Annotated in this window: 23 protein-coding genes; 10 read left to right on the top strand and 13 right to left on the bottom strand. The window is 62.8% G+C overall.

Annotated elements, in window-relative coordinates; all coding sequences use genetic code 11:
- The first annotated feature begins 2 nt into the window (after positions 1–2).
- Together ACYQ1P_RS06595 and ACYQ1P_RS06600 are read left to right on the top strand one after the other, a co-directional pair.
- On the top strand, positions 3–587 hold the full coding sequence (locus ACYQ1P_RS06595) for a hypothetical protein (RefSeq protein ID WP_460019552.1): 585 nt from the start codon (positions 3–5) through the stop codon (positions 585–587).
- A gap of 58 nt (positions 588–645) precedes the next feature.
- Positions 646–2,157 carry a YifB family Mg chelatase-like AAA ATPase gene (locus tag ACYQ1P_RS06600; protein ID WP_460019553.1) on the top strand — a complete coding sequence of 504 codons (1,512 nt, stop codon included), beginning with the start codon at positions 646–648 and terminating at the stop codon, positions 2,155–2,157.
- A gap of 7 nt (positions 2,158–2,164) precedes the next feature.
- Here ACYQ1P_RS06600 and ACYQ1P_RS06605 read toward each other — a convergent pair whose 3' ends face one another.
- From ACYQ1P_RS06605 to ACYQ1P_RS06645, 9 genes are all read right to left on the bottom strand, one after another.
- Complete coding sequence (locus ACYQ1P_RS06605; protein ID WP_460019554.1) at positions 2,165–6,211, bottom strand: FecR domain-containing protein; 4,047 nt, start codon at positions 6,209–6,211, stop codon at positions 2,165–2,167.
- A 132-nt stretch (positions 6,212–6,343) separates the two neighbouring features.
- On the bottom strand, positions 6,344–6,706 hold the full coding sequence (locus ACYQ1P_RS06610; RefSeq protein WP_460019555.1) for a histidine triad nucleotide-binding protein: 363 nt from the start codon (positions 6,704–6,706) through the stop codon (positions 6,344–6,346).
- Positions 6,707–6,725: 19 nt separating this feature from the next.
- Entirely contained in the window at positions 6,726–7,067 is a 342-nt protein-coding gene (locus ACYQ1P_RS06615) for a phosphoribosyl-ATP diphosphatase (RefSeq protein ID WP_460019556.1), read from the bottom strand.
- A 23-nt stretch (positions 7,068–7,090) separates the two neighbouring features.
- Positions 7,091–7,855, bottom strand: coding sequence for an imidazole glycerol phosphate synthase subunit HisF (gene hisF, locus ACYQ1P_RS06620; RefSeq protein ID WP_460019557.1), 765 nt, complete (start codon positions 7,853–7,855; stop codon positions 7,091–7,093).
- Positions 7,856–7,858: 3 nt separating this feature from the next.
- Positions 7,859–8,587: a 1-(5-phosphoribosyl)-5-[(5-phosphoribosylamino)methylideneamino]imidazole-4-carboxamide isomerase gene (gene hisA / locus ACYQ1P_RS06625; RefSeq protein ID WP_460019558.1), complete on the bottom strand. Its 729-nt coding sequence runs from the start codon at positions 8,585–8,587 to the stop codon at positions 7,859–7,861.
- A 1-nt stretch (position 8,588) separates the two neighbouring features.
- On the bottom strand, positions 8,589–9,233 hold the full coding sequence (gene hisH, locus ACYQ1P_RS06630; RefSeq protein ID WP_460019559.1) for an imidazole glycerol phosphate synthase subunit HisH: 645 nt from the start codon (positions 9,231–9,233) through the stop codon (positions 8,589–8,591).
- Entirely contained in the window at positions 9,230–9,601 is a 372-nt protein-coding gene (locus tag ACYQ1P_RS06635) for a DUF2628 domain-containing protein (protein WP_460019560.1), read from the bottom strand. Before ACYQ1P_RS06635 ends, hisH begins: the two co-directional genes overlap by 4 nt.
- 5 nt (positions 9,602–9,606) lie before the next feature.
- Positions 9,607–10,206 (bottom strand): imidazoleglycerol-phosphate dehydratase HisB, encoded by a 600-nt coding sequence (hisB, locus tag ACYQ1P_RS06640; protein ID WP_460019561.1) that lies wholly within the window; start codon positions 10,204–10,206, stop codon positions 9,607–9,609.
- Between the two features lie 118 nt (positions 10,207–10,324).
- Positions 10,325–10,660: a YegP family protein gene (locus tag ACYQ1P_RS06645; RefSeq protein WP_460019562.1), complete on the bottom strand. Its 336-nt coding sequence runs from the start codon at positions 10,658–10,660 to the stop codon at positions 10,325–10,327.
- A 158-nt stretch (positions 10,661–10,818) separates the two neighbouring features.
- Here ACYQ1P_RS06645 and hslV point away from each other — a divergent pair, with 158 nt between their 5' ends.
- Both hslV and hslU read left to right on the top strand, forming a co-directional pair.
- Entirely contained in the window at positions 10,819–11,367 is a 549-nt protein-coding gene (hslV, locus tag ACYQ1P_RS06650) for an ATP-dependent protease subunit HslV (RefSeq protein WP_460019563.1), read from the top strand.
- Positions 11,364–12,686 (top strand): ATP-dependent protease ATPase subunit HslU, encoded by a 1,323-nt coding sequence (gene hslU, locus ACYQ1P_RS06655; protein WP_460019564.1) that lies wholly within the window; start codon positions 11,364–11,366, stop codon positions 12,684–12,686. The genes hslV and hslU overlap by 4 nt, the downstream gene beginning before the upstream one ends.
- On the opposite strand, the gene ACYQ1P_RS06660 is transcribed toward hslU, so the two are convergent.
- Positions 12,676–13,971: an adenylate/guanylate cyclase domain-containing protein gene (locus tag ACYQ1P_RS06660; RefSeq protein ID WP_460019565.1), complete on the bottom strand. Its 1,296-nt coding sequence runs from the start codon at positions 13,969–13,971 to the stop codon at positions 12,676–12,678. The genes hslU and ACYQ1P_RS06660 overlap by 11 nt on opposite strands.
- Before the next feature lie 65 nt (positions 13,972–14,036).
- Between ACYQ1P_RS06660 and nth the strand changes: the two genes are divergently transcribed.
- Positions 14,037–14,672, top strand: a complete 636-nt coding sequence (nth, locus tag ACYQ1P_RS06665) for an endonuclease III (RefSeq protein WP_460019566.1) — start codon at positions 14,037–14,039, stop codon at positions 14,670–14,672.
- Here nth and ACYQ1P_RS06670 read toward each other — a convergent pair.
- From ACYQ1P_RS06670 to ACYQ1P_RS06680, 3 genes are read right to left on the bottom strand one after another with little or no spacing between them, the layout of a single operon-like run.
- On the bottom strand, positions 14,650–15,063 hold the full coding sequence (locus ACYQ1P_RS06670; protein ID WP_460019567.1) for a hypothetical protein: 414 nt from the start codon (positions 15,061–15,063) through the stop codon (positions 14,650–14,652). The genes nth and ACYQ1P_RS06670 overlap by 23 nt on opposite strands.
- Complete coding sequence (locus tag ACYQ1P_RS06675) at positions 15,060–15,623, bottom strand: bactofilin family protein (protein WP_460019568.1); 564 nt, start codon at positions 15,621–15,623, stop codon at positions 15,060–15,062. Before ACYQ1P_RS06675 ends, ACYQ1P_RS06670 begins: the two co-directional genes overlap by 4 nt.
- 20 nt (positions 15,624–15,643) lie before the next feature.
- Entirely contained in the window at positions 15,644–16,309 is a 666-nt protein-coding gene (locus ACYQ1P_RS06680) for an EI24 domain-containing protein (protein ID WP_460019569.1), read from the bottom strand.
- 533 nt (positions 16,310–16,842) lie between these two features.
- On the opposite strand from ACYQ1P_RS06680, the gene ACYQ1P_RS06685 reads away from it, so the two are divergent.
- The 5 genes from ACYQ1P_RS06685 to ACYQ1P_RS06705 all read left to right on the top strand — a co-directional run bounded on the left by ACYQ1P_RS06685 (position 16,843) and on the right by ACYQ1P_RS06705 (position 23,127).
- Positions 16,843–17,862 carry an adenosine kinase gene (locus ACYQ1P_RS06685; RefSeq protein WP_460019570.1) on the top strand — a complete coding sequence of 340 codons (1,020 nt, stop codon included), beginning with the start codon at positions 16,843–16,845 and terminating at the stop codon, positions 17,860–17,862.
- Complete coding sequence (gene typA, locus ACYQ1P_RS06690) at positions 17,849–19,669, top strand: translational GTPase TypA (protein WP_460019571.1); 1,821 nt, start codon at positions 17,849–17,851, stop codon at positions 19,667–19,669. The genes ACYQ1P_RS06685 and typA overlap by 14 nt, the downstream gene beginning before the upstream one ends.
- Positions 19,670–19,772: 103 nt before the next feature.
- Positions 19,773–20,912 carry a glycosyltransferase family 9 protein gene (locus tag ACYQ1P_RS06695; RefSeq protein WP_460019572.1) on the top strand — a complete coding sequence of 380 codons (1,140 nt, stop codon included), beginning with the start codon at positions 19,773–19,775 and terminating at the stop codon, positions 20,910–20,912.
- A 4-nt stretch (positions 20,913–20,916) separates the two neighbouring features.
- Positions 20,917–21,597, top strand: coding sequence for a class I SAM-dependent methyltransferase (locus ACYQ1P_RS06700; RefSeq protein ID WP_460019573.1), 681 nt, complete (start codon positions 20,917–20,919; stop codon positions 21,595–21,597).
- A gap of 6 nt (positions 21,598–21,603) precedes the next feature.
- Entirely contained in the window at positions 21,604–23,127 is a 1,524-nt protein-coding gene (locus ACYQ1P_RS06705) for an AmpG family muropeptide MFS transporter (RefSeq protein WP_460019574.1), read from the top strand.
- The last annotated feature ends 82 nt before the right edge of the window (positions 23,128–23,209 follow it).

A 23,209-nucleotide genomic window follows, 5' to 3' on the forward strand; every position in this document is an offset into this window, starting at 1 on the left:
CCATGCGCCAGCCGATCCTTTTGCTGTTGGTCGGCCTGTTGCTGGGGGCACCGGCCATGGCCCAGGAACCGACCAACAAGTTCGACATCACCTGCGCCGGGGCCCCGCCGCAGGCGGTGCTGGAACTGCCGAAATCGTTGGCCAGCATGGCGCGGGTGCTCTGTTCGACCATCGGTCATGTGGTGATGGCCCGGGAACCGATCCTGTGGCTGGTCGAAAAGGACCTGCCGCGGGTCATCACGGCGACCGACCCGATGACCACCAAACCGACCGATTACGTGGGCCATCGGGCCTATTTCACAGAGATCGAGGATCTGCCGGTGGATGAGGCGCGGCACCGGCGGGTTACCGAGGCCTTTCATGCCCTGGTCCCGGCCCCGGCCAATGCCTTGCCCGATCAGGTGGCGGGGTATCGAATTGTCTCCAACGACCAGCGGGTGACCGAGCTGTACATCCTGCGCACCCGGCAGACAAACAGCGACGTCTTCCAGCTTTGGGGCATCACCTGCACCCGGCTGACCTGCGCCCTGAACACCGATACCCTGGACGGGGTGCCGTTCCGCATCGTCCAGCTGCGACCGAAATAGGCTTGCGATAAACCAATCGTTTCAACTATGATTTCTTCTGCAATTGCAGGTGGGATTCATGGTCACCCGGGTTTTCACGGTCGCCTTTCATGGCACCTCGGTCATCGACGTGGATGTGCAGGTGCAGATGAGCGCCGGGCTGCCAACCTTTTCGGTGGTCGGTCTGCCGGACAAGGCGGTGGCCGAAAGCCGCGAGCGGGTGCGCTCGGCGCTCACCGCGCTGGGGCTGGCCCTGCCGCCCAAACGCATCACCGTCAATCTGGCTCCGGCCGACCTGGCCAAGGAAGGCAGTCATTTCGATCTGCCCATCGCGCTGGGGATTCTCGGGGCCATGGGGACCCTCCCGGTGGAGGACCTGTCCCAGTATACGGCGCTTGGTGAGCTGGCCTTGGATGGGCGGCTAACACCGGTGTCCGGGGTGCTGCCCGCGGCCATGCAGGCGGCCAGCCATGGGCGCGGCTTCATCTGTCCCGGGGCGCAGGGGGGCGAGGCGGCCTGGGCCGGGGGCAACAACCTGCTCGCCCCGCCCGACCTTTTGTCGCTGATCAATCATCTCAAGGGTCAGCAAAGCCTCGCCCCGCCGGTCACCCGGGTGGCATCGGATGCCGGGCACGGCGGCCCCGATCTGGCCGAGGTCAAGGGCCAGGAAACCGCCAAACGGGCGCTGGAAATCGCTGCGGCGGGCGGCCATAACCTGTTGATGAGCGGCCCGCCGGGCTCCGGCAAATCGCTGCTGGCGGCCTGTCTGCCCGGGCTGTTGCCGCCGCTCACCCCGTCCGAGGCGCTGGAAGTCAGCATGATCCATTCCCTGGACGGGCGGCTCAAGGACGGCGCACTGCTGACCCGAAGGCCGTTTCGCGACCCGCACCATTCGGCCTCCATGGCGGCGCTGGTCGGCGGCGGCCACAAGGCGCGTCCGGGGGAAGTCTCGCTGGCCCATCTGGGGGTGCTGTTCCTGGACGAACTGCCGGAATTCCAGCGTCCGGCCCTGGAGGCCCTGCGCCAGCCGCTGGAAAGCGGGCGCACCACCGTCTCACGGGTCAATTATCAGGCCACCTATCCGGCCCGGGTGCAATTGATCGCGGCGATGAATCCCTGCCGCTGCGGCCATCTGGATGATCCGGCCCAGGCCTGTTCCCGCGCCCCCCACTGCGCCGACGAGTATCAGAACAGATTGTCCGGGCCGCTGCTCGATCGGATTGATCTGCATGTGCAGGTCCCCGCCGTGTCGCCACAGGATCTGATGCTGCCGCCGCCCACCGATTCGACCGCCGATGTGGCGGCGCGGGTGGCCCGGGTGCGCGATGTGCAAGCCCGGCGCTATGAAAAGGCCAAACTGCGCACCAATGCGGAAGCCGACGGCAAATTGCTGGAATCTGTGGCTACCCCGGACCGCGAGGGCCAGGACTTGCTGACCCAGGCGACGGAAAAACTCCACCTCTCGGCGCGCGGCTATCATCGGGTGCTCCGAGTGGCGCGAACCATCGCCGACATGGACCATAGCGCCCGTGTGGGCCGCCCCCATGTGGCCGAGGCGCTGTCGTTCAGACGGCTGCGGGCCGGACGCTAACGGGCCGTTAGGCCATCTGCATATTGGTGCTTGCCACATAGATGCTGAACGCATCCAAACTCGCATTGTCGGAGAATACCGCAACCTGGGAATAGGATGTATCGGTAGCCCCATAGGTGCCCGCGTGCCAAAGCTCCGATTCACCGCTGTTATTGTGGAAGAACAAGAAGACGTCCTGGTTCGGGCCTATGCCCAGGGAGTTGATCTGACTCCCATGAACGACCCCCCCCGTGTAGCTCCCAAAGGACTTGGCACTAAAGGCATTCAAGGCGGCGGTAAAGGAGGCATATGTGGCGGTGATGTTCGACATCGAAGTGGTAGCGACGCCGACGGCCACGAAGTTGCCCTGCCAACCGTAGGAATAATTGTAGAGTAGATTGGCAAGCGTTGAACTCAGCGCCAATCCGTTGACGCTGGTTGCCGATGTATACATGAAAAAGGTATCGCCATCGGTGGAATAATCGTTGATCACATCGTAATTGATTCCGTCGATGCCGGTGCCTTGATCGAAATCCGATAGCAGGAACTTGAAAATATCACTGCCGCTCCCGCCAGTCAGGGTGTCGATTCCCAGGCCGCCCTCCAAAATGTCGGCCCCGGCGTTACCGGTCAACGTATCGTCTCCATCGCCGCCGAGGATGGTATCCGCCTGCGCCGTTCCGATCAGGGTGTGGTGGAGCCCCGTATAGGACGAGTTCTCGGCTGTATCCTCAACGCTTTGGATGAGCACGTTTTCCACATTGGTCAGGGTCAGGCCGCTGGCGTCCAGGGTGCCGTTTTCCGTTTGCAGGAACAATTGCACCGTATCGGTTCCCGTGCCGCCGTCGATGGTCATTGACCCCAGCACGCCCACGCTCGCGTCGTCGAGGTTTACCCATTCGTCGCCGCTGCCCAGGGCGATATTCTCCACATCGGTCAGGACGACGCCGGTCAGATCCATGCCACTGTTCGCGGTGCCGAGGGTGAGGGTGTCGGTTCCCGCGTCCCCCTGGATGGTAGAAAACTGCTGCGTCTGGGTATTGTCGAAGGTCACCGAGTTGCCCGCCGCGTTCAGGGTCAGGATCTCGATCCCGGTCACGGTGCCCAGCGAGAGATCGAACGTGCCGCCCGCCGCGAGGATCAGGTTGTCGGTTCCGGAGGCCCCGCTGTCGGCAATCTGCTCGCCGGAGTCAAAGTCGCCGGAATTGAGTTTGTAGGTATCGTTGCCCTCACCGCCGTCCAGGGTATCGGCACCGATCTGGCCGATAAGCGTGTTGTCCGAGCTGTCGCCGGTCAGGATATCGTCATAATAGGAGCCGTCGAGCACCTCGAAGTTGGACATGCTGTCGGTCAGGCCGTTGTAGATCACTCCGCCGCTGCTCAGGTCCGCCGTGACGCCATAGCCCATATTGACGAAGCTCAGGGTATCTGTTCCCGTTTCGCCATCGTAGACGGCACCGCCCGTGCCGGAGTACCCGGCATCGACCCAGTCGTCTCCGGCCCCGGCGGAAACAACATCCACGCCGCCCGCGCCGTTCAGAACGTTGGCCCCGTCGTTGCCCAGAAGGATGTTGGAATCAGCATTGCCGGTGCCGTCGATGTCGGCGATACCGTCCAGGGCCAGATGTTCAACATTGGTGGGCAAGGTGTACGAGACGGAGGATATCACGTAGTCGCTGCCCTCGCCCGCCGACTCGGTGATCGAATCGGAGCTGTCGTCGATGACGTAGATATCGTCGCCCAGGCCGCCGACCAGGGCATCAATCCCGGTGCCGCCATTGAGCACGTCGTCGCCGTCATTTCCGTAAATGATGTCGTTGCCCGGGCCCCCGAACAGGCTGTCATTGTCGGCCCCGCCATAAATCACGTCGGCCCCGTCGTTCCCGAAGATGTAATCAATCCCGGCATCCCCGGACAGGCTGTCGTCACCGGTGCCGCCGTCGATGAAATCGCTGCCATCACCGCCATAGATGGTGTCGTTGCCATCATCGCCGCTGATGTCATCGTTGCCGGTGCCGCCGTCGATATAGTCGGCTCCGGCGTCGCCGTCGATGGAGTCGTTATCGGCCTCTCCGTAAAGATAGTCGTCGCCATCATCGCCGCTGATGTCATCGTTCCCGGCACCACCATAGATGTGGTCATTGCCCGCCGTGCCGGAGCCGAAATCCACGACACCGCTGGCAAGCAGGATATCCAGGTCGTTGCCTTCGCTACCCGTGGTGGTATCGGGAATATCGCCGGTAATGGAATCATCGCCGGGGCCGCCATAAATATAGTCGTTGCCGCCGCCCCCGGCGATGGCATCGCGCTCGGCGCTGCCGCTGAAGGTGGGGGTGATTCCGGTATCGGTGGCACTGGTGAAGGCGCCGATATTGTCCGGCGTGTCGGCGATGATCAGATCGTCGCCACCCATGCCGGAAATGGCGTTGCCATAGGCGATACCGTTCACATCAGCCACATAGCCGGTGATGATCAATCCGGCATTGTCGCCTTCTGGGTCGTTGGTGATCTCCCAGGCGCCAACCGTGGTGGTGGTGGTCGTCGTCGTTGTCGGCGGCGGCTCGTTCTGTGTGGGTGGTGGCTGCGTCGTTGTCGGCGGCGGCGTTGTCGTCGTGGTTGGTGGGGGCGTTGTCGTCGTTGTCGGCGGCGGTGTTGTGGGCGTCAACCCACCGGGACCTCCGGGAATCGTGCTGCCACCGGGCAAACCGGGCGTTCCAGGGGCGGGAGGTTGGGCACCCTGCTGGGCGGGAGCACCTTGCTGTGCGCCGGGTTGGGCCGGAGCGCCTTCTGCGGGTCCGCCCTCGGCCGGAGCGCCTTCTGCGGGTCCGCCCTCTGCCGGAGCGCCTTCTGCGGGTCCGCCCTCGGCCGGAGCGCCCTCGCCTTCCGCCGGAGCGCCTTCTCCTTCAGCCGGAGCCCCCTCGCCCTCCGCTGGAGCGCCCTCGCCCTCCGCCGGGGCCTCGCCTTCTGCCGGTGCCCCCTCGCCCTCGGCGGGTGCGCCCTCCTGTTGGGCGGCCTCGGCCTGTTGCTGATCCTGAGCGGCCTGATCCTCGGCGGCCTGTTGTTCCGCCTCTTGTTGGGCCGCCTGCTGCTGGGCCTGACTATGGGCCTGGGAGGCGGCCTCGCGGAAAGCGCTGGGCAGGTGCTGCGCGGCGTTGGGCAGGCTGCCCAGGGCGGCCCCGAACTTGGCGCCGAAATCGGCGGCGGAGAATTGCAGGGCGGCGTGGCTGTTGTTGGTGCCCTGGCCCGGCTGGTTGAGGGTGGTGGAGCGTCCGTCGGGGGTGCTGAACACCGCCTCGCCGGTCTGACCGCCCGACTCCTCGGCCAGCGCGAAGGTGGTTCCGCCACCGCCGCCGCCCGCGCCGTCGCCCGCATCGACGCCGCCCGCTCCGGCGGTGCCGCGAATGCCGATGGTCGCCGTAGGGGTATGCACCACCATGGCGTCCTGTTTCATTTTGGAGATCGAGCCCGAGACCAGCGAGAACACGCCGGTGACCACGGAAATGGCCAGCTCGCCATTCCCTGCCCCGGGGTCGTAGACCATTTCGTCGAGCACCATGCGCCCGTCGTTGCCCAGCGAGAAGCTTGTATCGTCGGCAAAGACAATGCCGATGGCCCCATCCGCGCCGGTTTCCAGCACATCGCCCTGGAACACCTTGGTCCCTTGTTCGGCGAACTCGCGACTGCCGTCGGTGCGCACAATGGTGACTTCGCCAGCAACGTTGTCCACTTGCCCGATGGGTTCGCCGGCCACCGTCGGCCCGGCCTGGGCCACCTGACTGGGGGCCAGCGGTCCGGCCAGCCGTTCGGCCAGCACGCCGCTGATGCGCGCGCCGTTGGGGCCAACCAGATCGGGCAGCGGGTCCTGGGCGAAGAAATCGCGCACCAGGAGCACATTGCCCTCGTCATCGGCCAGCACCAGATGATCGTCGTGATGGATATAGCGGGCGGTCAGCAGGAAATGGGTGTTGGGAATAGCGACCGTACCATCGGCTCCAATGGCAACCGAGCCACTCTGAGCGGCACTGCCCTCATGGGAAGTCGGCGTCTGACTCTGGACATGCGAAACGGCAACCATGGTCAATCCTTCTTGGACAAGTCCCATCGCTTACACGACAAAACCCCCCGCTTCCCATTCTAGGGCGGTTTTTATCCTAATAGTATAGCCTTAAATCCGGTAAAGGCCGAAGCGAAATAATCAGTCCCAATTTCAGCGTCGGGCGAGCATCGGCCCCAGCGGACGACCACCCAGGACGTGCATATGGAAATGCGGCACTTCCTGACCGCCATCGGTGCCGTGGTTGGCGATCAGCCGATAGCCCGGTCCGACCAGCCCCAGATCCCGCGCCACCTGCGCCACCAGGGCATGAAACCCAGCGATTTCAGAGGCTTCGGCGGTGCTGTAGAAATCATCCGACGACACATAGGCCCCGCGCGGGATGACCAGCACATGCACCGGCGCCTGCGGGTTGATGTCCTTGAAGGCCAGGGCATGGTCGTTCTCGGCCACCCGGTCGCAGGGGATCTCGCCGCGCAAAATCTTGGCGAAAATATTGTTCGAATCGTAGGTCATGACGGGTATCTCCGTTCCATCATTGCGCAGTACGGGACCGCTTTTCGTCGAGTCCCGAGGTGCCGCGACGGCGCGCCAGTTCGGTCCAGACCGCCGCCGGATCGACGCCCTTTTCGGCCCACAGCACCAACAGATGATACAGCAGATCGGCACTCTCGGCGGTCACTTTGTCGGGGCTTTCATCAAGCGCGGCGACGATGGTTTCCACCGCCTCCTCGCCCAGTTTCTGACAAATCTTGCCGACGCCGCGATGAAACAGTTTAGCCGTATAAGAGGTGCTCGGATCGTCGCCCTTGCGGCCCTGAATCACCTGGAACAGTTCGTCCAGAACCTCGGGCGAGGGGGGATTTATTGTCGGCATGGCGAAAAGCGTCCCTGTTGCACTCAGAAATCCAGCCGCACCGGCACCCCGGCGGCGGCCATATGTTCCTTGCATTGGCGAATGGTGAAGGTGCCGAAATGGAAGATCGACGCCGCCAGCACCGCCGTGGCATGGCCCTCGGTGATGCCCTCGACCATATGGTCCAGGGTGCCGACGCCGCCCGAGGCGATCACCGGAATGGGAATGGCATCGGCAATGGCGCGGGTCAGCGGGATGTTGAAGCCCTGCTTGGTGCCGTCCCGGTCCATGGAGGTCAGCAGGATTTCCCCGGCTCCGTAGTCGGCCATGCGCCGGGCCCATTCCACCGCGTCGATGCCGGTCGGGTTGCGTCCGCCGTGGGTGAAGATTTCGAACTTGTCCGGCCCCACCGATTTGGCGTCGATGGCGACCACGATGCACTGGCTGCCGAATTTGCGGGCCGCCTCGCGGACAAACTCCGGGCGATGCACGGCGGCGGTGTTGATGGACACCTTGTCGGCCCCGGCCAGCAGCAGCTTGCGGATATCCTCCACCACCCGCACCCCGCCGCCGACGGTCAGCGGCATGAAGCATTGTTCGGCGGTGCGGTTGACCACATCATAGATGGTGTCGCGGTTTTCATGGCTGGCGGTGATGTCGAGGAAGGTCAGCTCGTCGGCCCCTTCTCGGTCATAGATCTTGGCCTGTTCCACCGGGTCCCCGGCGTCGATCAGATCAACGAAGTTGACCCCCTTGACCACGCGGCCGTCCTTGACGTCCAGGCAGGGTATGACGCGCATTTTCATCATGGCTCAGGCATCCAACAGTTGTTGCGCGGCGGTGGGGTCGATATGGCCGTCATAGACCGCCCGTCCGCTGATGACGCCTTCCAGCCGCTCGGCCCCCGGGGCTGCCTTGATCGCCTCCAGATCGGCCATGGACGACACGCCGCCGGACAGAATGACCGGCGTCGAGATGGCCTCGGCCAGGGTCAGGGTGGCCTCGATGTTGGGACCCTGCATGGCCCCGTCGCGGGCGATATCGGTATAGATGATCGCCGCCACTCCGGCATCTTCGAATTTCAGCGCCAGATCGAGGGCGGTGATCTTGGAGACCTCGGCCCAGCCCTCCACGGCGACGAAACCGTCGCGGGCGTCAATGCCCACCGCGACGCGCCCCGGATGACGGGCGCAGGCCTGTTTGACCAGCGCCGGATCACGCAGCGCCACGGTGCCCAGAATGACCCGTTGCACGCCTTTCTCCAGCCACATGTCGATGGTCGCCATGTCGCGGATGCCGCCGCCCAACTCGATGGGGAAATCCACATGGGCCAGGATGTCGTCCACCGCCGCCCCGTTGATCGGCTTGCCCTCGAAGGCCCCATTGAGATCGACCACATGCAGCCAGCGCAACCCGGCGGCCTTGAACTTGCGGGCCTGATCGCCGGGGCTGTCGTTGAATACGGTGGCCTTGTCCATCTCGCCGCGCAACAGGCGCACGCATTGGCCGTCTTTCAGGTCGATGGCGGGGAGAAAAATCATATCAAGGTTTCCAACACAGAAAATTGGTGATCAAAGCGAGCCCGGTGGCCTGGCTTTTCTCCGGGTGGAACTGGGTGCCGACCATGTTGTCGCGCCCGATGACCGCCGCGACCGGCCCGCCATAGTCCACCGTCGCCAGCAGGCTGGCCGGATCGTCCGCCCGGAACCCGTAGGAATGGACGAAATAGGCATGGGCGCCGGATTTCAACCCCAGGAACAGCGGATGGCCCGGGGTTTGGAGGCGCAATTCGTTCCAGCCCATATGGGGGATCTTCAGGGTGGGGTCGGTCGGGGTCAGCGGCAACACTTCGCCGCCAATCCAGTTCAGGCCAGCGAAATCCCCATGCTCGCGGCCCATGGTGGCCAGCAACTGCATGCCGACGCAGATACCGAGAAACGGCTTGCCGTCCCGGTGCACCGCTTGGTCCAGCGCCTCGGTCATACCGGGCAGGGCATCCAAACCGGCCTTGCAGTCGGCAAAGGCGCCGACGCCGGGCAGCACCACATGGGTGGCATTGGCCACTTCTGTCGGGTCGGCACTAACCACCACCCGGCCTTGCAGCCCGGCTTCCGCCTCGGCCCGTTCGAAGGCCTTGGCCGCCGAACGCAGATTGCCCGACCCATAGTCGACGATGACGATTCTCATGCTTCGGGCCTCTTATCTTGCTCATTCAGCACGCGCAGCAGCGCCGCTTCTTCGTCTGCTGCTGCAACCACCGCTGTCGTCGGCTGTCCGTGCCGGGCCAGGGCGCAGCGCCGCAGGTCGTTGGCGGTATAACCGACGGCGAGAAAAAAAGCGATCCCCAGCGGCCCTTGGATGCGTTCCGCGATTCCAGGCCAATGGCCGAGAATCCCCAGCCCCATTGTCAGGGCAAACAAGATGAGCGCCGTGCCCCAGAGTCGATGGTTCAGGGCCCAGACAAAGCCCAACAGCCCGGCGGCCCAGTTAAAGCCCTCCTGGATCAGCAGCGGCGGCGCGCCATCAGGGGCGGGATGAACGCTGTAGAATTTCATGACGTTTACAGGGAACCGCCCAGCACGCCCTTGGTCGAGGGCACCGCATCGGCCTTGCGCGGGTCGATCTCCAACGCCGGGCGCAGGGCGCGGGCCAGAGCCTTGAAGGCGGCCTCGGCCATATGGTGGTTGTTGTCCCCATACAGGCATTCCACATGCAGGGTCAGCCCGGCGGCCTGGGCAAAGGCCTGGAACCATTCCTTGAACAGCTCCGTATCCATTTCGCCCAGCTTGTCGCGCCGAAAATCCACCTTCCACACCAGATAGGGACGGTTGGAACAATCCAGGGCAACCCGCACAAGGGTTTCATCCATGGGGGCGAGGGCCGACCCGTAGCGGGTGATGCCGCGCCGGTCGCCCAGCGCCTGAGCCAGGGCGGTGCCGATGGCGATGCCCACATCCTCGGTGGTGTGGTGATAATCAATATGCAGATCCCCGTCGGCCTTGACGGTGAGGTCCATCAGGCTGTGCCGCGAGAGCTGTTCAAGCATATGGTCGAGGAAGCCGATGCCGGTGGACACATCATAGGTGCCGTTGCCGTCCAGATTGACGGTCACCGAAATGCCGGTTTCATGGGTCTTGCGCTCAACGGTGGCGGTGCGCATGGGAGGCTCCTTGAACAATGCTTCAAGGGCGTTGTTGTATCAGCATTTGAAGCGGAATACCAAGACTTGGAATGCACCGGATCGTCACGGGGGAGCCCCAGGCCCCCCCGGCGGTGGATCAGGCCGTGTAGCCGTGCCGTTCGGCGTTGGCGGTGCAGTCGGATTTGTTCTTGTAGCCTTCGCAGGCGGCCCCGACGTTATTGCCGTTGCTGGCCTTGCGCCGCCAGCGGTGTTCCCCGGCCTTGTCTTCGTAGAATTCCCATTTGTCATTGGCACCCAGGCCCTTGGGGTTACCGTTCATGCCGTTGCGCTCGGCATTGGCTTCACAATCGGACTTGTTCTTGTAACCCTCGGTGGCGGCCCCGACGATATTGCCGTTGGAAGCCGTACGCCGCCAGCGCCACTCTTCCTTTTTGTCCTGATAGATTTCCCACTTGTCGTTTTCACCTGCCATGATGCTGCTCCCTGATGTTTGAAAACGTTCGTATGATAAAAGCAATTTGTTGATATTCAGGCTTTTGAGAAAACCGGAATAATCCCCCGCCTTGACCGCCCGGCTTGGTCGGACTACATCCAAGGCTCACCTTCTTTTCCAGCGCTGGAGCCTCCCTTATGTCTGACAACGGTCCCGCCTCCTGGCACGGCACCACCATCCTCGCCGTGCGCAAGAATGGCCGCGTGGTCATTGCCGGTGACGGTCAGGTCACCCTCGGCGACACGGTGATCAAGGCCAATGCCCGCAAGGTGCGCCGGTTGTCCGACGGCCATGTCATCGCCGGGTTCGCCGGGGCCACCGCCGATGCCTTCACCCTGTTCGAGCGTCTGGAAGGCAAGCTGGAGCAGCATCCGGGGCAATTGACCCGGGCCTGCGTGGAAATGGCCAAGGACTGGCGGACTGACCGCTATCTGCGCCGCCTCGAAGCGATGATGGCGGTGGCGGATAAAGACGTCTCCTTGGTGCTGACCGGGAACGGCGATGTGCTGGAACCGGAAGACGGGCTGATCGGCATCGGCTCCGGCGGCAATTATGCCCTCGCGGCGGCCCGCGCCCTCATCGACCAGGACGGCATGGAGGCCGAGGCCATCGCCCGCAAGGCCTTGGGCATCGCTTCCGAGATCTGCGTCTATACCAACGGCAACATTCTGGTGGAATCCCTATGACCACAACCACGTCCTTCACCCCGCGCGAGATCGTCTCCGAGCTCGAACGATTCATCGTCGGCCAGGACGACGCCAAACGCGCCGTGGCCATTGCCCTGCGCAACCGCTGGCGGCGGCAGCAACTGCCCGACGCGCTGAAGGAAGAGGTGCTGCCGAAAAATATCCTGATGATCGGCCCGACCGGCGTCGGCAAAACGGAGATCGCCCGCCGTTTGGCCAATCTGGCCGACGCGCCCTTCCTCAAGGTCGAGGCGACCAAGTTCACCGAGGTGGGCTATGTGGGCCGCGACGTGGAATCAATCATCCGCGACATGGTGGAAGTTGCCATTCACATGACCCGCGACCGGCACCGCAAGGGGGTCACCGCCAAGGCCGAGATGCGGGCCGAGGAACGGGTTATCGACGCCCTGGTCGGTGATGGGGCGAGCAAGGAAACCCGTGAGAAATTCCGCTCCATGCTGCGTGCCGGGACCCTGGATGACAAGGAAGTGGAGGTGGACCTGTCCGATTCCGGCAATCTGGGCCTGCCGACCTTCGACATTCCCGGCATGCCCGGGGCGCAGATGGGCATGCTCAATCTGAACGACATGTTCGGCAAGGCGTTCGGCGGCGGGCGCACGGTGAAGAAAAAGATGACCGTGCTCGACTCCCATGACGTGCTGGTCAACGACGAGGCCGACAAGCTGCTCGATGAGGACAAGGTGGTGCGCGAGGCCCTGGAATCGGTGCAGAGCAACGGCATCGTGTTCCTTGACGAAATCGACAAGATCACCGCCCGCGCCGACCGGGGCGGGGCCGATGTGTCCCGCGAGGGGGTGCAGCGCGACCTGTTGCCGTTGATCGAAGGCACCACGGTGACCACCAAACACGGCACCATCAAGACCGATCATATTCTGTTCATCGCCTCGGGGGCGTTCCATATCGCCAAGCCGTCGGACTTGCTGCCCGAGTTGCAGGGGCGGCTGCCGATCCGGGTCGAGCTGAAGGCGCTGACCAAGGAAGACTTCGAGCGCATTCTGACCGAGCCGGAAGCCAGCCTGATCAAGCAGTATGTGGCGCTGATGGGCACCGAGGAAGTGATCCTGAACTTCACCGACGACGCTATTTCGGAAATTGCCTCCCTGGCTGCCGAGATCAACCGCAACGTGGAAAATATCGGGGCGCGCCGTCTGCATACGGTGCTGGAAAAGCTGCTCGAAGAAATCAGCTTCTCGGCCAGCGAACGGAGCGGCGAAAGCATCACCGTCGATGCGGCCCTGGTTCGCGAACGGGTTGGCGAGCTGGCCGCCGATACGGATTTGTCGAAGTTTATTCTTTAGCGTCCCGCCGCCAGCGGCGCACGTTAAGTGCGGTTTCGCGGCCCTTGACCCGGAGTGTCTCAGAGGGGCCGAAACCCCCGGCTTCGGCCATCTGGACCGTGGCCTCATCGACTACCATTTCCCCGGGGGCCGCCGCATCGCTGAGCCGGGCTGCCAGATTGACACCATCACCGATGACCGTGAAATCGCGTCGCTTCTGTGGCCCGACGGCCCCGGAAATCACCTCGCCGGTATAGATCCCGATCCCCAGATCTCGCGGTAAATCCAGTTGCTTGGCCCGGTGCAGAATGGCGCGTCCGGCGGCAATGGCGCGCCCGGACGCATTCACCCCCTCAAAGCGGGCCAGCACCGCATCGCCGATAAATTTGTCCACATCGCCGTTGAAGCGATCCACCAGGTCGATCTGCTCGCCCATGATGGTATTGAGAAAGGCCACCACCTGTTCCGGCTCGGCGGATTCCGCGTAGCTGGTGAACCCGCGCACGTCGGAAAACAGCACCGAGCAGGTCACCCGCCGGGATGGAATCTCGGCCCCATTGGATTCGAGAGCCGCACTCCGGGCGCTGCCGGAGACAAAGGTTTCCAACTGGCGGCGCAGGCGGGACAGGGCTTCGGTATGGGAATCGATGTTGGTCTGCGCCCGGCGCACCAGATGGCGCAGGGCCAGCACCAGAAAAACCAACAAAGCGCCGGGAATCAGGGTCGGCAACAGGGCGTGGCGGAGCACCAGATCATCCAGGAAATCGACGGTTTCATAAAGCTCGAACGCGCCGACCACGCGGCCCGCCGGGTCCCGTACCGGCACATAGAATTCATAAAGACTGCGCCCGACTTCGTCCTTGGTGCTGAAAATGTGCGAATCCCCGGATTGCAGCACGTGTTTCAGGCTCTCATCTTCGCTGACCGTGCCGATGGTTTCAGGCTGGGTATCGAATATGATGGTGCGCGTGGTGTCGTAGACCTTCAGCCGACTGAGCGCCAGTTCGGTGACCTCATCGGAAAATGCCTCAGACAGTTTGTCGATGGTGACGCGGGGTACCGGCTGCCCGACCTGGCCCATCAACAAATACGCCGTCCAGGCTTCGGGCTGGGCGGTTTGCGAGGCACTGGCGATGGTCTCCCCGCGCCGGTCGGCCTGTTCCAGATAGACCGCGCGCAAAGCCTCGCGGACACCGAACCAAGAGAGTCCGAGACTCACGATGACAAAGACAATCAACCCCGGAATGATGCGCCGTTTGAATAACTGGCGCAGGGGATAGGGACTCTCGATGGTGATGTCGTCCATGGGCCGTTTTCTTGTTGCGATTTGTGCCCCATTATAAAGCCAATTGTCAGCAAGCGAAGAGCCAAATGAAACCCGATCAGATCGAAGAATTTTACGCCCGTTTGTCCGCCGCGCGCCCGGAACCCCGTGGCGAACTGGACTATGTCAATCCCTATACCCTGTTGGTCGCCGTGGTGCTCTCGGCCCAGGCTACGGACAAGGGAGTCAACAAAGCCACCGGGCCGCTGTTCGCGGTGGCTGATAGCCCGGCCAAGATGGTCGCCCTGGGCGAGGAAAAGGTCCGCGAATACATCAAGACCATCGGCCTGTTCAATACCAAGGCCAAGAATGTCATCGGGCTTTCGGAAAAGCTGCTGGCCGATCATGGGGGCGAGGTGCCGCAGGATCGGGCCAGCCTGGAGGCGTTGCCCGGGGTCGGTCGCAAGACCGCCAGCGTGGTGGTCAATATCGCTTTCGGAGAGCCGACCATTGCCGTCGATACCCATATCTTTCGGGTGTCCAACCGCACCGGGCTGGCTCCCGGCAAGACGCCGCTCGCCGTCGAAAAAAAATTGGAAAAGGTGACGCCCGATCCCTGGAAGCGCCATGCCCATCACTGGCTGATTTTGCATGGCCGCTATATCTGCAAGGCCCGCAAGCCCGATTGTCCGGGCTGCCCGGTGGCCGACCTATGTCAATTCAAGGAGAAGACATCCGGTTGAGCAGGGTGGCGTAGCAGCCGCTGGGGGTCAGGTCGATGCCGTTGCCGGGGCGGGTCTCCACATGCGTCACCTGAAGGACGCTGTCCCTGTCATAGAGAAACAGATCAAGGATGCAGGACTCGCCGCGGTATTGCCAGAGTTCCGCCGGAGGGTCCTGACGCCTGAAGTCGGGGGGCCCGAGTTTCCGGCGAACCTCGGCGGCGCTGAGATGGAGCAATTCGCTGGGCGGCATCATCTGACGCCGGGGAGGTGGGTGCTGGACCGTCGGTGCGACGGCGGCGACTTCCGGCGCGGTGACCTGCACCGCCGGGGGCGCGGTGGGCGGCGCGCCGCCGCACCCGGCGACCAGGGCCAGGGCGCTCAACGCCAACCAGCCCCGGGCAAGGGTCACGGAAAGGACTTTTTATCGGACGAGAGGGACATCATGTCGCCGGAGACCTCGCCACCGGACTCGATGACGATGCGGCCATACTGAACCGACCCGATGACCTTACCACCGGCATGGATGACCAATTCCTCGCGGGCCGTCAGGTTGCCCTCGAAGCGCCCGGATATTTCCGCTCGCTCCACGTCCACGTCGCCCTTGAACAGGCCCGAGGGCAGAACTTCGATCAGCTTGGCCCCGGTGACGGAAACTTCTACCTCTCCCTCGATGACCAGCCGTTCGCAGGCGGTGATTTCACCCTTCAACCGGATGTCGCGACCGACCACCAGACGCTTGGGGTCCTCATCGGCGGGCTTGGGTTTGTCACCTCGGCTGCTGGGACCGCCCGGAATTTCCATCTGACGGCGCGGAATGTCCGCCCGATAGGGGGCAGCGGGGATGGCCGGGGCCGGACCTTTGCGCGAGAAGGGCTTCAGGGGCGAGTCTTCCCCTTCGTCCAGAGCAGGTTCGATCATTTCTGCGGGGGTTTCCACCACTTCTTCTTCCTCTTTCTTTTTGCCGAACATTGAAAAGTCCTCCTGAGATATTATGCGCTGCGATGACGCCAGGCCTCGACCAGATGGACCATGGCGGCGGTGGCGATCAGCGGGGCGACGAGATTGACCAATGGAATGGTGAAGGTGAAAGCCATCAACATGCCGATCAACATCAGTTGGGTTTTGTGGGCTCTGCGCATGCCCAGGGCATTGAAGTCATCCAGACGGCGCAGGGCTACCAGCTCGTAATATTCACGTCCGAACAGATAGCCGTTTACCAGGTAAAAAGCGATCGGATAGAGCGGTGGAATAATCAGGAAAAACAGCAGAAAAATATTGAGCACCACGGCAATGGCCAAAAACTTCACCGTGGTGACGATAAGCTCGCTTATGGGCTGCTGACGGGCGGGCGGCAAATGCGGATAGTGGCGCTTGTCCACCGCCGCCGCCGCCTCTTCGAGAAAGAAGCCGACGATGATGCTGATCACCGCCGGGAACAGGAACCAGGTCAGCACACCGACGGCGGCGACCCCCAGCACGTCGATGATGGATTCCAGCCAGCCGATGTCGAACAGGGCGGTGTTGCCGAGCAGGAAGCCGATGGTCATCCACAGCAGCACGAAAACCACCAGGGCCAGACCCATGCTCTTCCACAACACATTGCGAAAACCGGGGTCGGAAAGCTGGCCGATGGCCAGGGAAAAAGCCTTGATCATATTTCTTTGCTCGCTGCTCCCCCTGGGGGAGCCCTAAAATTGAAATACCCGGCACCACCGGGAAGCCGTTCGACAGGCCCCTGTTTAGCGCCCGGGCAGGCAGCCCGCAAGGGGTTGGGAGTCCTGAAACTGCGAATGTAGTCAGAAATTGCGTCGCCAACCGGCCTCACAGGCCATCGGACCCCCCTTTTTTCAACGATTACAGCGGAAAAATCATAAAAAAGCATGAAGACCGGTTTTTTTTCGAGCAGCGGTTCCTTTTCCTGGACGCCCCCGACTCACAAGATCTGGGGGGGAGTCCCTGGGATTATAAATTATATTGTGATTTCAGCACATTGAGTCCGAAAACCGAATTTCTCACAAAATCAGAAAACTACGATTGTTGTTTTATTGTCCGTCAACGGAGGAGCCTCGCATCGGGACGCAAGAAACTCGTTACCGAGTCCGCGCGGTCGGTCCTGTCCGACCCCCCTTGCCCCAGGGCTCCGGGTCGCTATACTGCGCCCGCCTCGGGCCACTGGAGATTTCGTTAAATGACCGACTCACCCCCTCCCGACTTCCAGGTTCTGGGAATCGGCAATGCCATCGTCGATGTTCTGACTCAGGCCGAAGACAGCCTGTTGAGCGAGCTGAATCTGGCCAAGGGCGCGATGACTCTGATCGACGCCAACGGCGCGAACGCTTTGTATACAAGGATGGGACCGGGAGTGGAATGTTCTGGCGGGTCGGCGGCCAATACCGTTGCGGGGCTGGCATCATTAGGGGCGACGACCGCCTATATCGGCAAGGTGCACGATGATCAATTGGGCGAAGTGTTTCGTCACGACATGAAGGCCCTGGACGTTCATTACGATACCGTTTCCGGTACTGACGGGGCACCGACCGCCCGCTGCCTGATTTTCGTTACGCCGGACGCCCAACGCACCATGCAGACCTATCTCGGGGCCTGTGTCGATCTGGGGCCGGAAGATATCGACCCGCAATTGGTCGGTCGCGCGGCGGTGACCTATCTGGAGGGCTACCTGTGGGACCCACCGCGGGCCAAGGAAGCCTTCGTCAAGGCGGCCCTGTCGGCCCATCAGGCCGGACGCAAGGTGGCCTTGAGTCTGTCCGATGCCTTCTGCGTCGACCGCCACCGGGAATCGTTCCTGGATCTGGTCAAGCATCACGTGGATTTGTTGTTCGCCAACGAGGATGAGATCAAGAGCCTGTTCCAGGTGGCGACTTTCGACGAAGCCATGCATCTGGTGCCCGACCATGTGGAGATTGCCGCCCTCACCCGGGGGGCGCGGGGCTCGGTGGTTTGGGGCCAGGGCGAGGTGCATATCATGGACGCCGAGGCGGTGGACCGGGTGGTCGATACCACCGGGGCCGGAGACGCCTATGCGGCCGGGTTCCTTTATGGTTTCACGCGCGGCGACGATCTGGCCCGCTGCGCCCGTATCGGCGGCATCTGTTCCGCCGAAGTCATTTCACATTATGGGGCGCGTCCGGAAACGCCCCTGGGCGCCCTCGTCGCCCGGCAATTGGGATCACATCATGAAACTGCGTAATATCGCCATTATCGCCCACGTCGATCATGGCAAGACCACCCTGGTGGACGTGCTGCTCCGCCAATCGGGCACCTTCCGCGACAACCAAAAAGTGGCCGAACGGGCCATGGACTCCAATGATCTGGAGCGTGAGCGCGGCATCACCATTCTCGCCAAATGCACCTCGGTGGATTGGAAAGGCACCCGCATTAATATCGTCGATACCCCCGGTCACGCCGATTTCGGCGGCGAGGTGGAACGTATCCTGTCGATGGTCGATGGGGTTCTGTTGTTGGTCGATGCCGCCGAGGGGGCCATGCCGCAGACCAAGTTCGTGACCGGCAAGGCGCTCAAACTGGGTCTCAAGCCGATCGTCGTCATCAACAAGGTGGACAAGGCGGAATCGCGGGCTTTCGAGGTCCAGGACGAAGTGTTCGATCTGTTCTCGGCGCTGGATGCCAACGAGGCGCAGTTGGATTTCCCGACCGTGTTCGCCTCGGCCAAGAACGGCTGGGCATCCCTGGAACCGGACGACGTGACCGACAACATGAACGTGATCTTCGAGGCCATTCTGGCCCATGTGCCGCCGCCCCATGTGAACGAAGACGCCCCCTTCACCATGCTCGCCACCACCTTGGAGGCCGACCCCTATCTGGGCCGCGTGCTCACCGGACGGGTGGAGACCGGGATCGTCCGCCCCAACATGGCGATCAAGGTGCTCAACCGCAAAGGCAAGCTGGTGGAACAGGGCCGGGTGAGCAAGCTGCTGACCTTTCGCGGTCTGGAGCGGGTACCGACCGAGGAAGCGCGCTCCGGCGATATCGTCGCCATTGCCGGTCTGACCAAAAGCACGGTGGCCGATACCCTGTGCGACGCCTCCGTCGAGACGCCGCTGCCTGCCCAGCCCATTGATCCGCCGACCCTGGCCATGATGTTTTCGGTCAACGATTCACCGTTCGCCGGACAAGAGGGCAAAAAAGTGCAGTCGCGGGTCATCGGCGACCGGCTGATGTCCGAGGCCGAGGGCAATGTGGCCTTGCGGGTCACCGAGACGGCGGAAAAGGATGCCTTCGAGGTGGCCGGACGGGGTGAATTGCAATTGGGCGTGCTCATCGAGACCATGCGCCGCGAGGGCTTCGAACTGTCCATTTCCCGCCCGCAGGTGTTGTACAAGGAAGAAAACGGCCAGCGTCTGGAGCCACAAGAAGAAGTCACCATCGACGTGGACGAGGAATTCGCCGGCATCGTCGTCGAGGCCATCTCCCTGCGCAAGGGGCAGATGAAGGAAATGCGTCCCTCCGGCGGCGGCAAGGTGCGTTTGGTTTTCCACGTCCCGGCGCGCGGCATGATCGGCTATTATGGCGAGTTTCTCACCGAAACCCGCGGTACCGGCATCATGGCCCGGGCGTTCCATGACTATATCCCCTATACCGGAGCCATTCCCGGTCGTCGCAACGGGGTGCTGATCTCCAACGCCACCGGCCAATCGGTGGCCTATGCCCTGGCCAATCTGGAAGGGCGCGGGCCGCTGTTCATCGGTTCCGGCGTTAAGGTCTACGAGGGGATGATCATCGGCGAGCACTCCCGCTCCGGCGATCTCGAAGTCAATCCCTTGAAGGCCAAGCAGTTGACCAACATGCGCGCTTCGGGCACCGACGAGGCGATCCGCCTGACCCCGCCCCGCCGCATGTCGCTGGAACAGGCCATCGCCTATGTCCAGGACGACGAGCTGGTGGAGGTCACCCCGGAAAGCATCCGCCTGCGTAAGCGCCATCTCGACCCGCATGTGCGCAAACGGGCCAGCCGCCAGTCGGCGGCGGAGAACTGATCTCTTGACGGCGGTGGAGTCCTCTTCTGAAATTCAGATAGCGGAGGCTCCGCCAACCCGTCATATCACCACAGACCCTTTCTGGCGGCTGATGCCCGGGCGGATGCCCAGGCGTTGGTGGCTGTTCCGACCCTTCGATTGGCTGGCCCGGCATTGGCCGGACTTTCGCACTCGGCGCGGGGTGCTGGTGGTGCGCATGGACGGCATCGGCGACATGGTGCTGTTCCGTCGGGCGTTGGATCACTATGCAGCGGCGCTTAACGTCGAGCGGGACCAGGTCACCGTGCTCGGTTGCACCAGTTGGGCGCGGGTGGCGCATGGGGTGTTCGCCGGATATCGGGTGGTGGTGCTCAACGAGCATCGGTTCGCCAAGAGCATTTGGTATCGGTTCAAGACGGCCGTCTGGGTGCGCAGGCTCAACCCGGCGGTGGTGCTCAATGACTCTTATTTTCGGCGTCCGTTGATGGCCGACAGCTTGGCCTGGATCAGCGGCGCGCCGCTAAATATCGCCTCGTTGCCTCATATCAGCGACAAGACCCGTTCGATCTATAATTGGTACCTCAGCCAGGCCAGCCGGATTATCGATACCGGCCCTTATCCGACTCACGAAATTCACCGACATTTCCGTTTTCTTTCGGTGCTGGCCGGGCGCGAGATCCCTGCCGAGGCCCCGTCTATCGCCTGGAAATCCGAGCCGCCGGAATATGCCTATGAAGGCCCCTATGTGCTGCTCAATCCGGGTAGCAACGAATATGGCCGCCGCTGGCCGTTCGACAATTATCTGGACATTGCCCGCCGTTGCGTCGCCGCCGGGTGGCGGGTGGCGGTGGTTGGAAGTCCGAAGGAGCAGCCGCCGGAAGAGGGGCTGCGCGAGCTGGACGCCTTGAAGGGGGTCGATAACCTGATCGGCAAAACCAGCCTGCCGGGGCTGCTGGATTTGATGAGACATGCCAGCGCCGTGGTCAGCAACGATACCGGCCCGATGCATCTGGCCATTGCCCTGGGGGCCCCCACGGTGGCCATTATCGGCGGCGGTCATTTCGGCTGTTTCATCCCCTATCCGGAGGACGTGCTTCCACCGAACGTGCATTTCCTGTGGCAGGAGATGGACTGCTATCACTGCTTCTGGGCCTGCCCCAAGCGGGCGACAGACAAGGACTCCTTTCCCTGCGTGGCGGCGGTGGGAACCGAGGCGGTCTGGGCGCGGCTTGAAGGTCTTCTTAAGAAAACGCCGCTAGAGTGACTCCATGGCCGATTTCTATCAAACCTACGAGGATTTCAAGGGCTATCGGACTCCCGGTCTGAAAGCCAAGCACATCCGCCAGTTCGACCGGGAATTCTGGCAGGTGGCTCATGTCGCGCCGACCCATTCGGTGCTCGAACTGGGCTGCGGGGCCGGGCAGTTCCTGCTTTATCTGCGGGCCAAAGGCATTTCGGATTTTCTCGGCCTGGATCATGATCCGGCGCTGGCCCCGGTGATCCCGGCGGAAGTGGCCGATCATTTCCAGGTCGCCGACATCTGGGCTTTTCTGGAGGCCACCGAGCGCCGCTTCGACCGCATCGCCCTGTTCGATGTGCTGGAGCATTTCACCCCTGACGACGGCGTAAAGCTGCTCGCCGGACTGAAATCCCGGCTCCATCCCGGCGGACGCATCGTAGTGCGGGTGCCCAACGTGTCGTCACCCTGGGGACTACAATACCAATATGGCGACCTGACCCACCGGGCTGCCTATACGCCGTCGTCGCTGACCCAATTGGGCCAGGCCGCCGGATTGCCCCAGGTGACCTGCCATGCCCAGGTGCAGGGCAGCCGCTCGCGGCGTTGGACCGAGGCGCTGCTGCATGGGCTGCTGTCCCGATTGCTGACCCGCCCGCCGCAGATCTGGACGGCCAATGTGCTGGCCGTATTCGCCGCCGGGGAGGATTAGGGTTTGGTGCGCGGCTGGATCGAATCCCTGGCCGTCTATCGGGACGTGCGGGTGCTGCGTCTGCTGCTGCTGGGCTTTTCCGCCGGAATTCCCATTTTATTGGTGTTTGCCACCCTGTCGGTCTGGCTGCGCGAGGCCGGGGTCGAACGGGCGGCGGTGGGATTTTTCAGCTGGGCGGCACTCGGCTATGGTTTCAAGTTCATCTGGGCACCGCTGGTCGATCATCTGCCGTTGCCGCTGCTGCATCGTTTGTTCGGGCGACGGCGTTCCTGGCTGCTGGTGGCCCAATGCGCCATCATCGCCGCCTTGCTGTTGCAGGCCTTCAACGATCCGGCGGTGAATCTGACCCTGGCCGCCGTCTATGCGGTGTTGTTGGGTTTTTCCTCGGCGACTCAGGATATCGTCATCGACGCCTATCGCATCGAGGCGGCGGAAGAAGAGCTGCAAGCCAGCCTGTCGGCGGCCTATATCGCCGGATATCGCATCGGCATGATTTTGGCCGGGGCGGGGGCGCTGGAAATCGCCGGGAGCCTCGATCCCGATCCGGGAAGCTATCAGCATTCCCCGTGGTTCTGGACCTATCTGAGCATGGCGGCGGCGATGGGTATCGGGTTGATCACCACCTTGCTAATCCCCGAGCCTGACCCACGGGCCGGTCGGTTCTCCATGGATCGCCCGATGAGCCATTACCTGCGCTTCATGGCCCTGTTCGGACTGTCGGTGGCGGCCTTTGTGGTGATGTTTTTGCTCACCGCCGACGGTGCCGAAGCGGCGAAACTAAGCCTAGCCACATTGCCCGGCATGGTCCCCGACCTGAGCGGCTTTCTGGTCGAGGCCGGGCGGCTGGTCCTGGCGGTGGCGGTGGCGCTGCTCACCGCTCGACTATTGATGTCCAGCGGTTTGGCTCCGCAAGACATGGTGCGCGAGGCCTATGTGGACCCGTTCGCCGACTTTTTTGCCCGTTTCGGACGGACGACCCTGCTGGTGCTGGCGCTGATTGCCTTCTATCGCATTTCGGATGTGGTGATGGGGGTGATGGCCAATGTGTTTTATGTGGATCTGGGGTTCGACAAACAAACCATCGGCCGGGTGAGCAAGGGCTTCGGCTTGGTGATGACCCTGCTCGGCGGCTTCGCGGGCGGCCTGCTGGCCTATCGGTTCGGGGTATTGAAGGCACTGTTCATCGGGGCGGTGCTGGTGGTGGTGACCAATGCCCTGTTTGCCCTGCTGGCGGTCACCGGGCCGGTGTTGCCGATGCTGATGGGGGTGATCGCGGCCGATAATCTCAGCGGCGGCATCGCCTCGGCAGCCTTCGTCGCCTACCTCTCAGGCCTGACCAGTGCCGGGCACACGGCGACCCAATACGCCCTGTTCAGCTCCTTGATGCTGCTGCTGCCCAAGGTCATCGCCGGTTATTCGGGGATGATGGTCGATGCCCTGGGCTATGAATGGTTTTTCATCGGCACTGCTCTGATGGGCCTGCCGGTACTGTTGCTGATCCTTGCGGTCAAGCTGTGGGTGCGAAACTGAAAACCCGCCGAGCCGATGAGATCGGGATAGGTACGTCCGGCCAGTTGTTTCCCCTTGCAAAGGCGATGATGGTGGGTTGGTC

Source organism: Magnetospira thiophila (assembly GCF_054657015.1).

Bases quoted from the DNA above. Each gene is read 5' to 3' on its own strand.
- ACYQ1P_RS06700 (WP_460019573.1), top strand. From the start codon at position 20,917: ATGGCCGATTTCTATCAAACCTACGAGGATTTCAAGGGCTATCGGACT.
- ACYQ1P_RS06595 (WP_460019552.1), top strand. From the start codon at position 3: ATGCGCCAGCCGATCCTTTTGCTGTTGGTCGGCCTGTTGCTGGGGGCA.
- typA (WP_460019571.1), top strand. From the start codon at position 17,849: ATGAAACTGCGTAATATCGCCATTATCGCCCACGTCGATCATGGCAAG.
- ACYQ1P_RS06660 (WP_460019565.1), bottom strand. From the start codon at position 13,971: ATGGACGACATCACCATCGAGAGTCCCTATCCCCTGCGCCAGTTATTC.
- ACYQ1P_RS06605 (WP_460019554.1), bottom strand. From the start codon at position 6,211: ATGGTTGCCGTTTCGCATGTCCAGAGTCAGACGCCGACTTCCCATGAG.
- ACYQ1P_RS06680 (WP_460019569.1), bottom strand. From the start codon at position 16,309: ATGATCAAGGCTTTTTCCCTGGCCATCGGCCAGCTTTCCGACCCCGGT.
- hisH (WP_460019559.1), bottom strand. From the start codon at position 9,233: ATGAGAATCGTCATCGTCGACTATGGGTCGGGCAATCTGCGTTCGGCG.
- hslU (WP_460019564.1), top strand. From the start codon at position 11,364: ATGACCACAACCACGTCCTTCACCCCGCGCGAGATCGTCTCCGAGCTC.
- ACYQ1P_RS06610 (WP_460019555.1), bottom strand. From the start codon at position 6,706: ATGACCTACGATTCGAACAATATTTTCGCCAAGATTTTGCGCGGCGAG.
- ACYQ1P_RS06645 (WP_460019562.1), bottom strand. From the start codon at position 10,660: ATGGCAGGTGAAAACGACAAGTGGGAAATCTATCAGGACAAAAAGGAA.
- hisA (WP_460019558.1), bottom strand. From the start codon at position 8,587: ATGATTTTTCTCCCCGCCATCGACCTGAAAGACGGCCAATGCGTGCGC.
- ACYQ1P_RS06685 (WP_460019570.1), top strand. From the start codon at position 16,843: ATGACCGACTCACCCCCTCCCGACTTCCAGGTTCTGGGAATCGGCAAT.
- ACYQ1P_RS06675 (WP_460019568.1), bottom strand. From the start codon at position 15,623: ATGTTCGGCAAAAAGAAAGAGGAAGAAGAAGTGGTGGAAACCCCCGCA.
- ACYQ1P_RS06600 (WP_460019553.1), top strand. From the start codon at position 646: ATGGTCACCCGGGTTTTCACGGTCGCCTTTCATGGCACCTCGGTCATC.
- ACYQ1P_RS06615 (WP_460019556.1), bottom strand. From the start codon at position 7,067: ATGCCGACAATAAATCCCCCCTCGCCCGAGGTTCTGGACGAACTGTTC.
- hisF (WP_460019557.1), bottom strand. From the start codon at position 7,855: ATGATGAAAATGCGCGTCATACCCTGCCTGGACGTCAAGGACGGCCGC.
- nth (WP_460019566.1), top strand. From the start codon at position 14,037: ATGAAACCCGATCAGATCGAAGAATTTTACGCCCGTTTGTCCGCCGCG.
- ACYQ1P_RS06635 (WP_460019560.1), bottom strand. From the start codon at position 9,601: ATGAAATTCTACAGCGTTCATCCCGCCCCTGATGGCGCGCCGCCGCTG.
- ACYQ1P_RS06695 (WP_460019572.1), top strand. From the start codon at position 19,773: ATGCCCAGGCGTTGGTGGCTGTTCCGACCCTTCGATTGGCTGGCCCGG.
- hisB (WP_460019561.1), bottom strand. From the start codon at position 10,206: ATGCGCACCGCCACCGTTGAGCGCAAGACCCATGAAACCGGCATTTCG.
- hslV (WP_460019563.1), top strand. From the start codon at position 10,819: ATGTCTGACAACGGTCCCGCCTCCTGGCACGGCACCACCATCCTCGCC.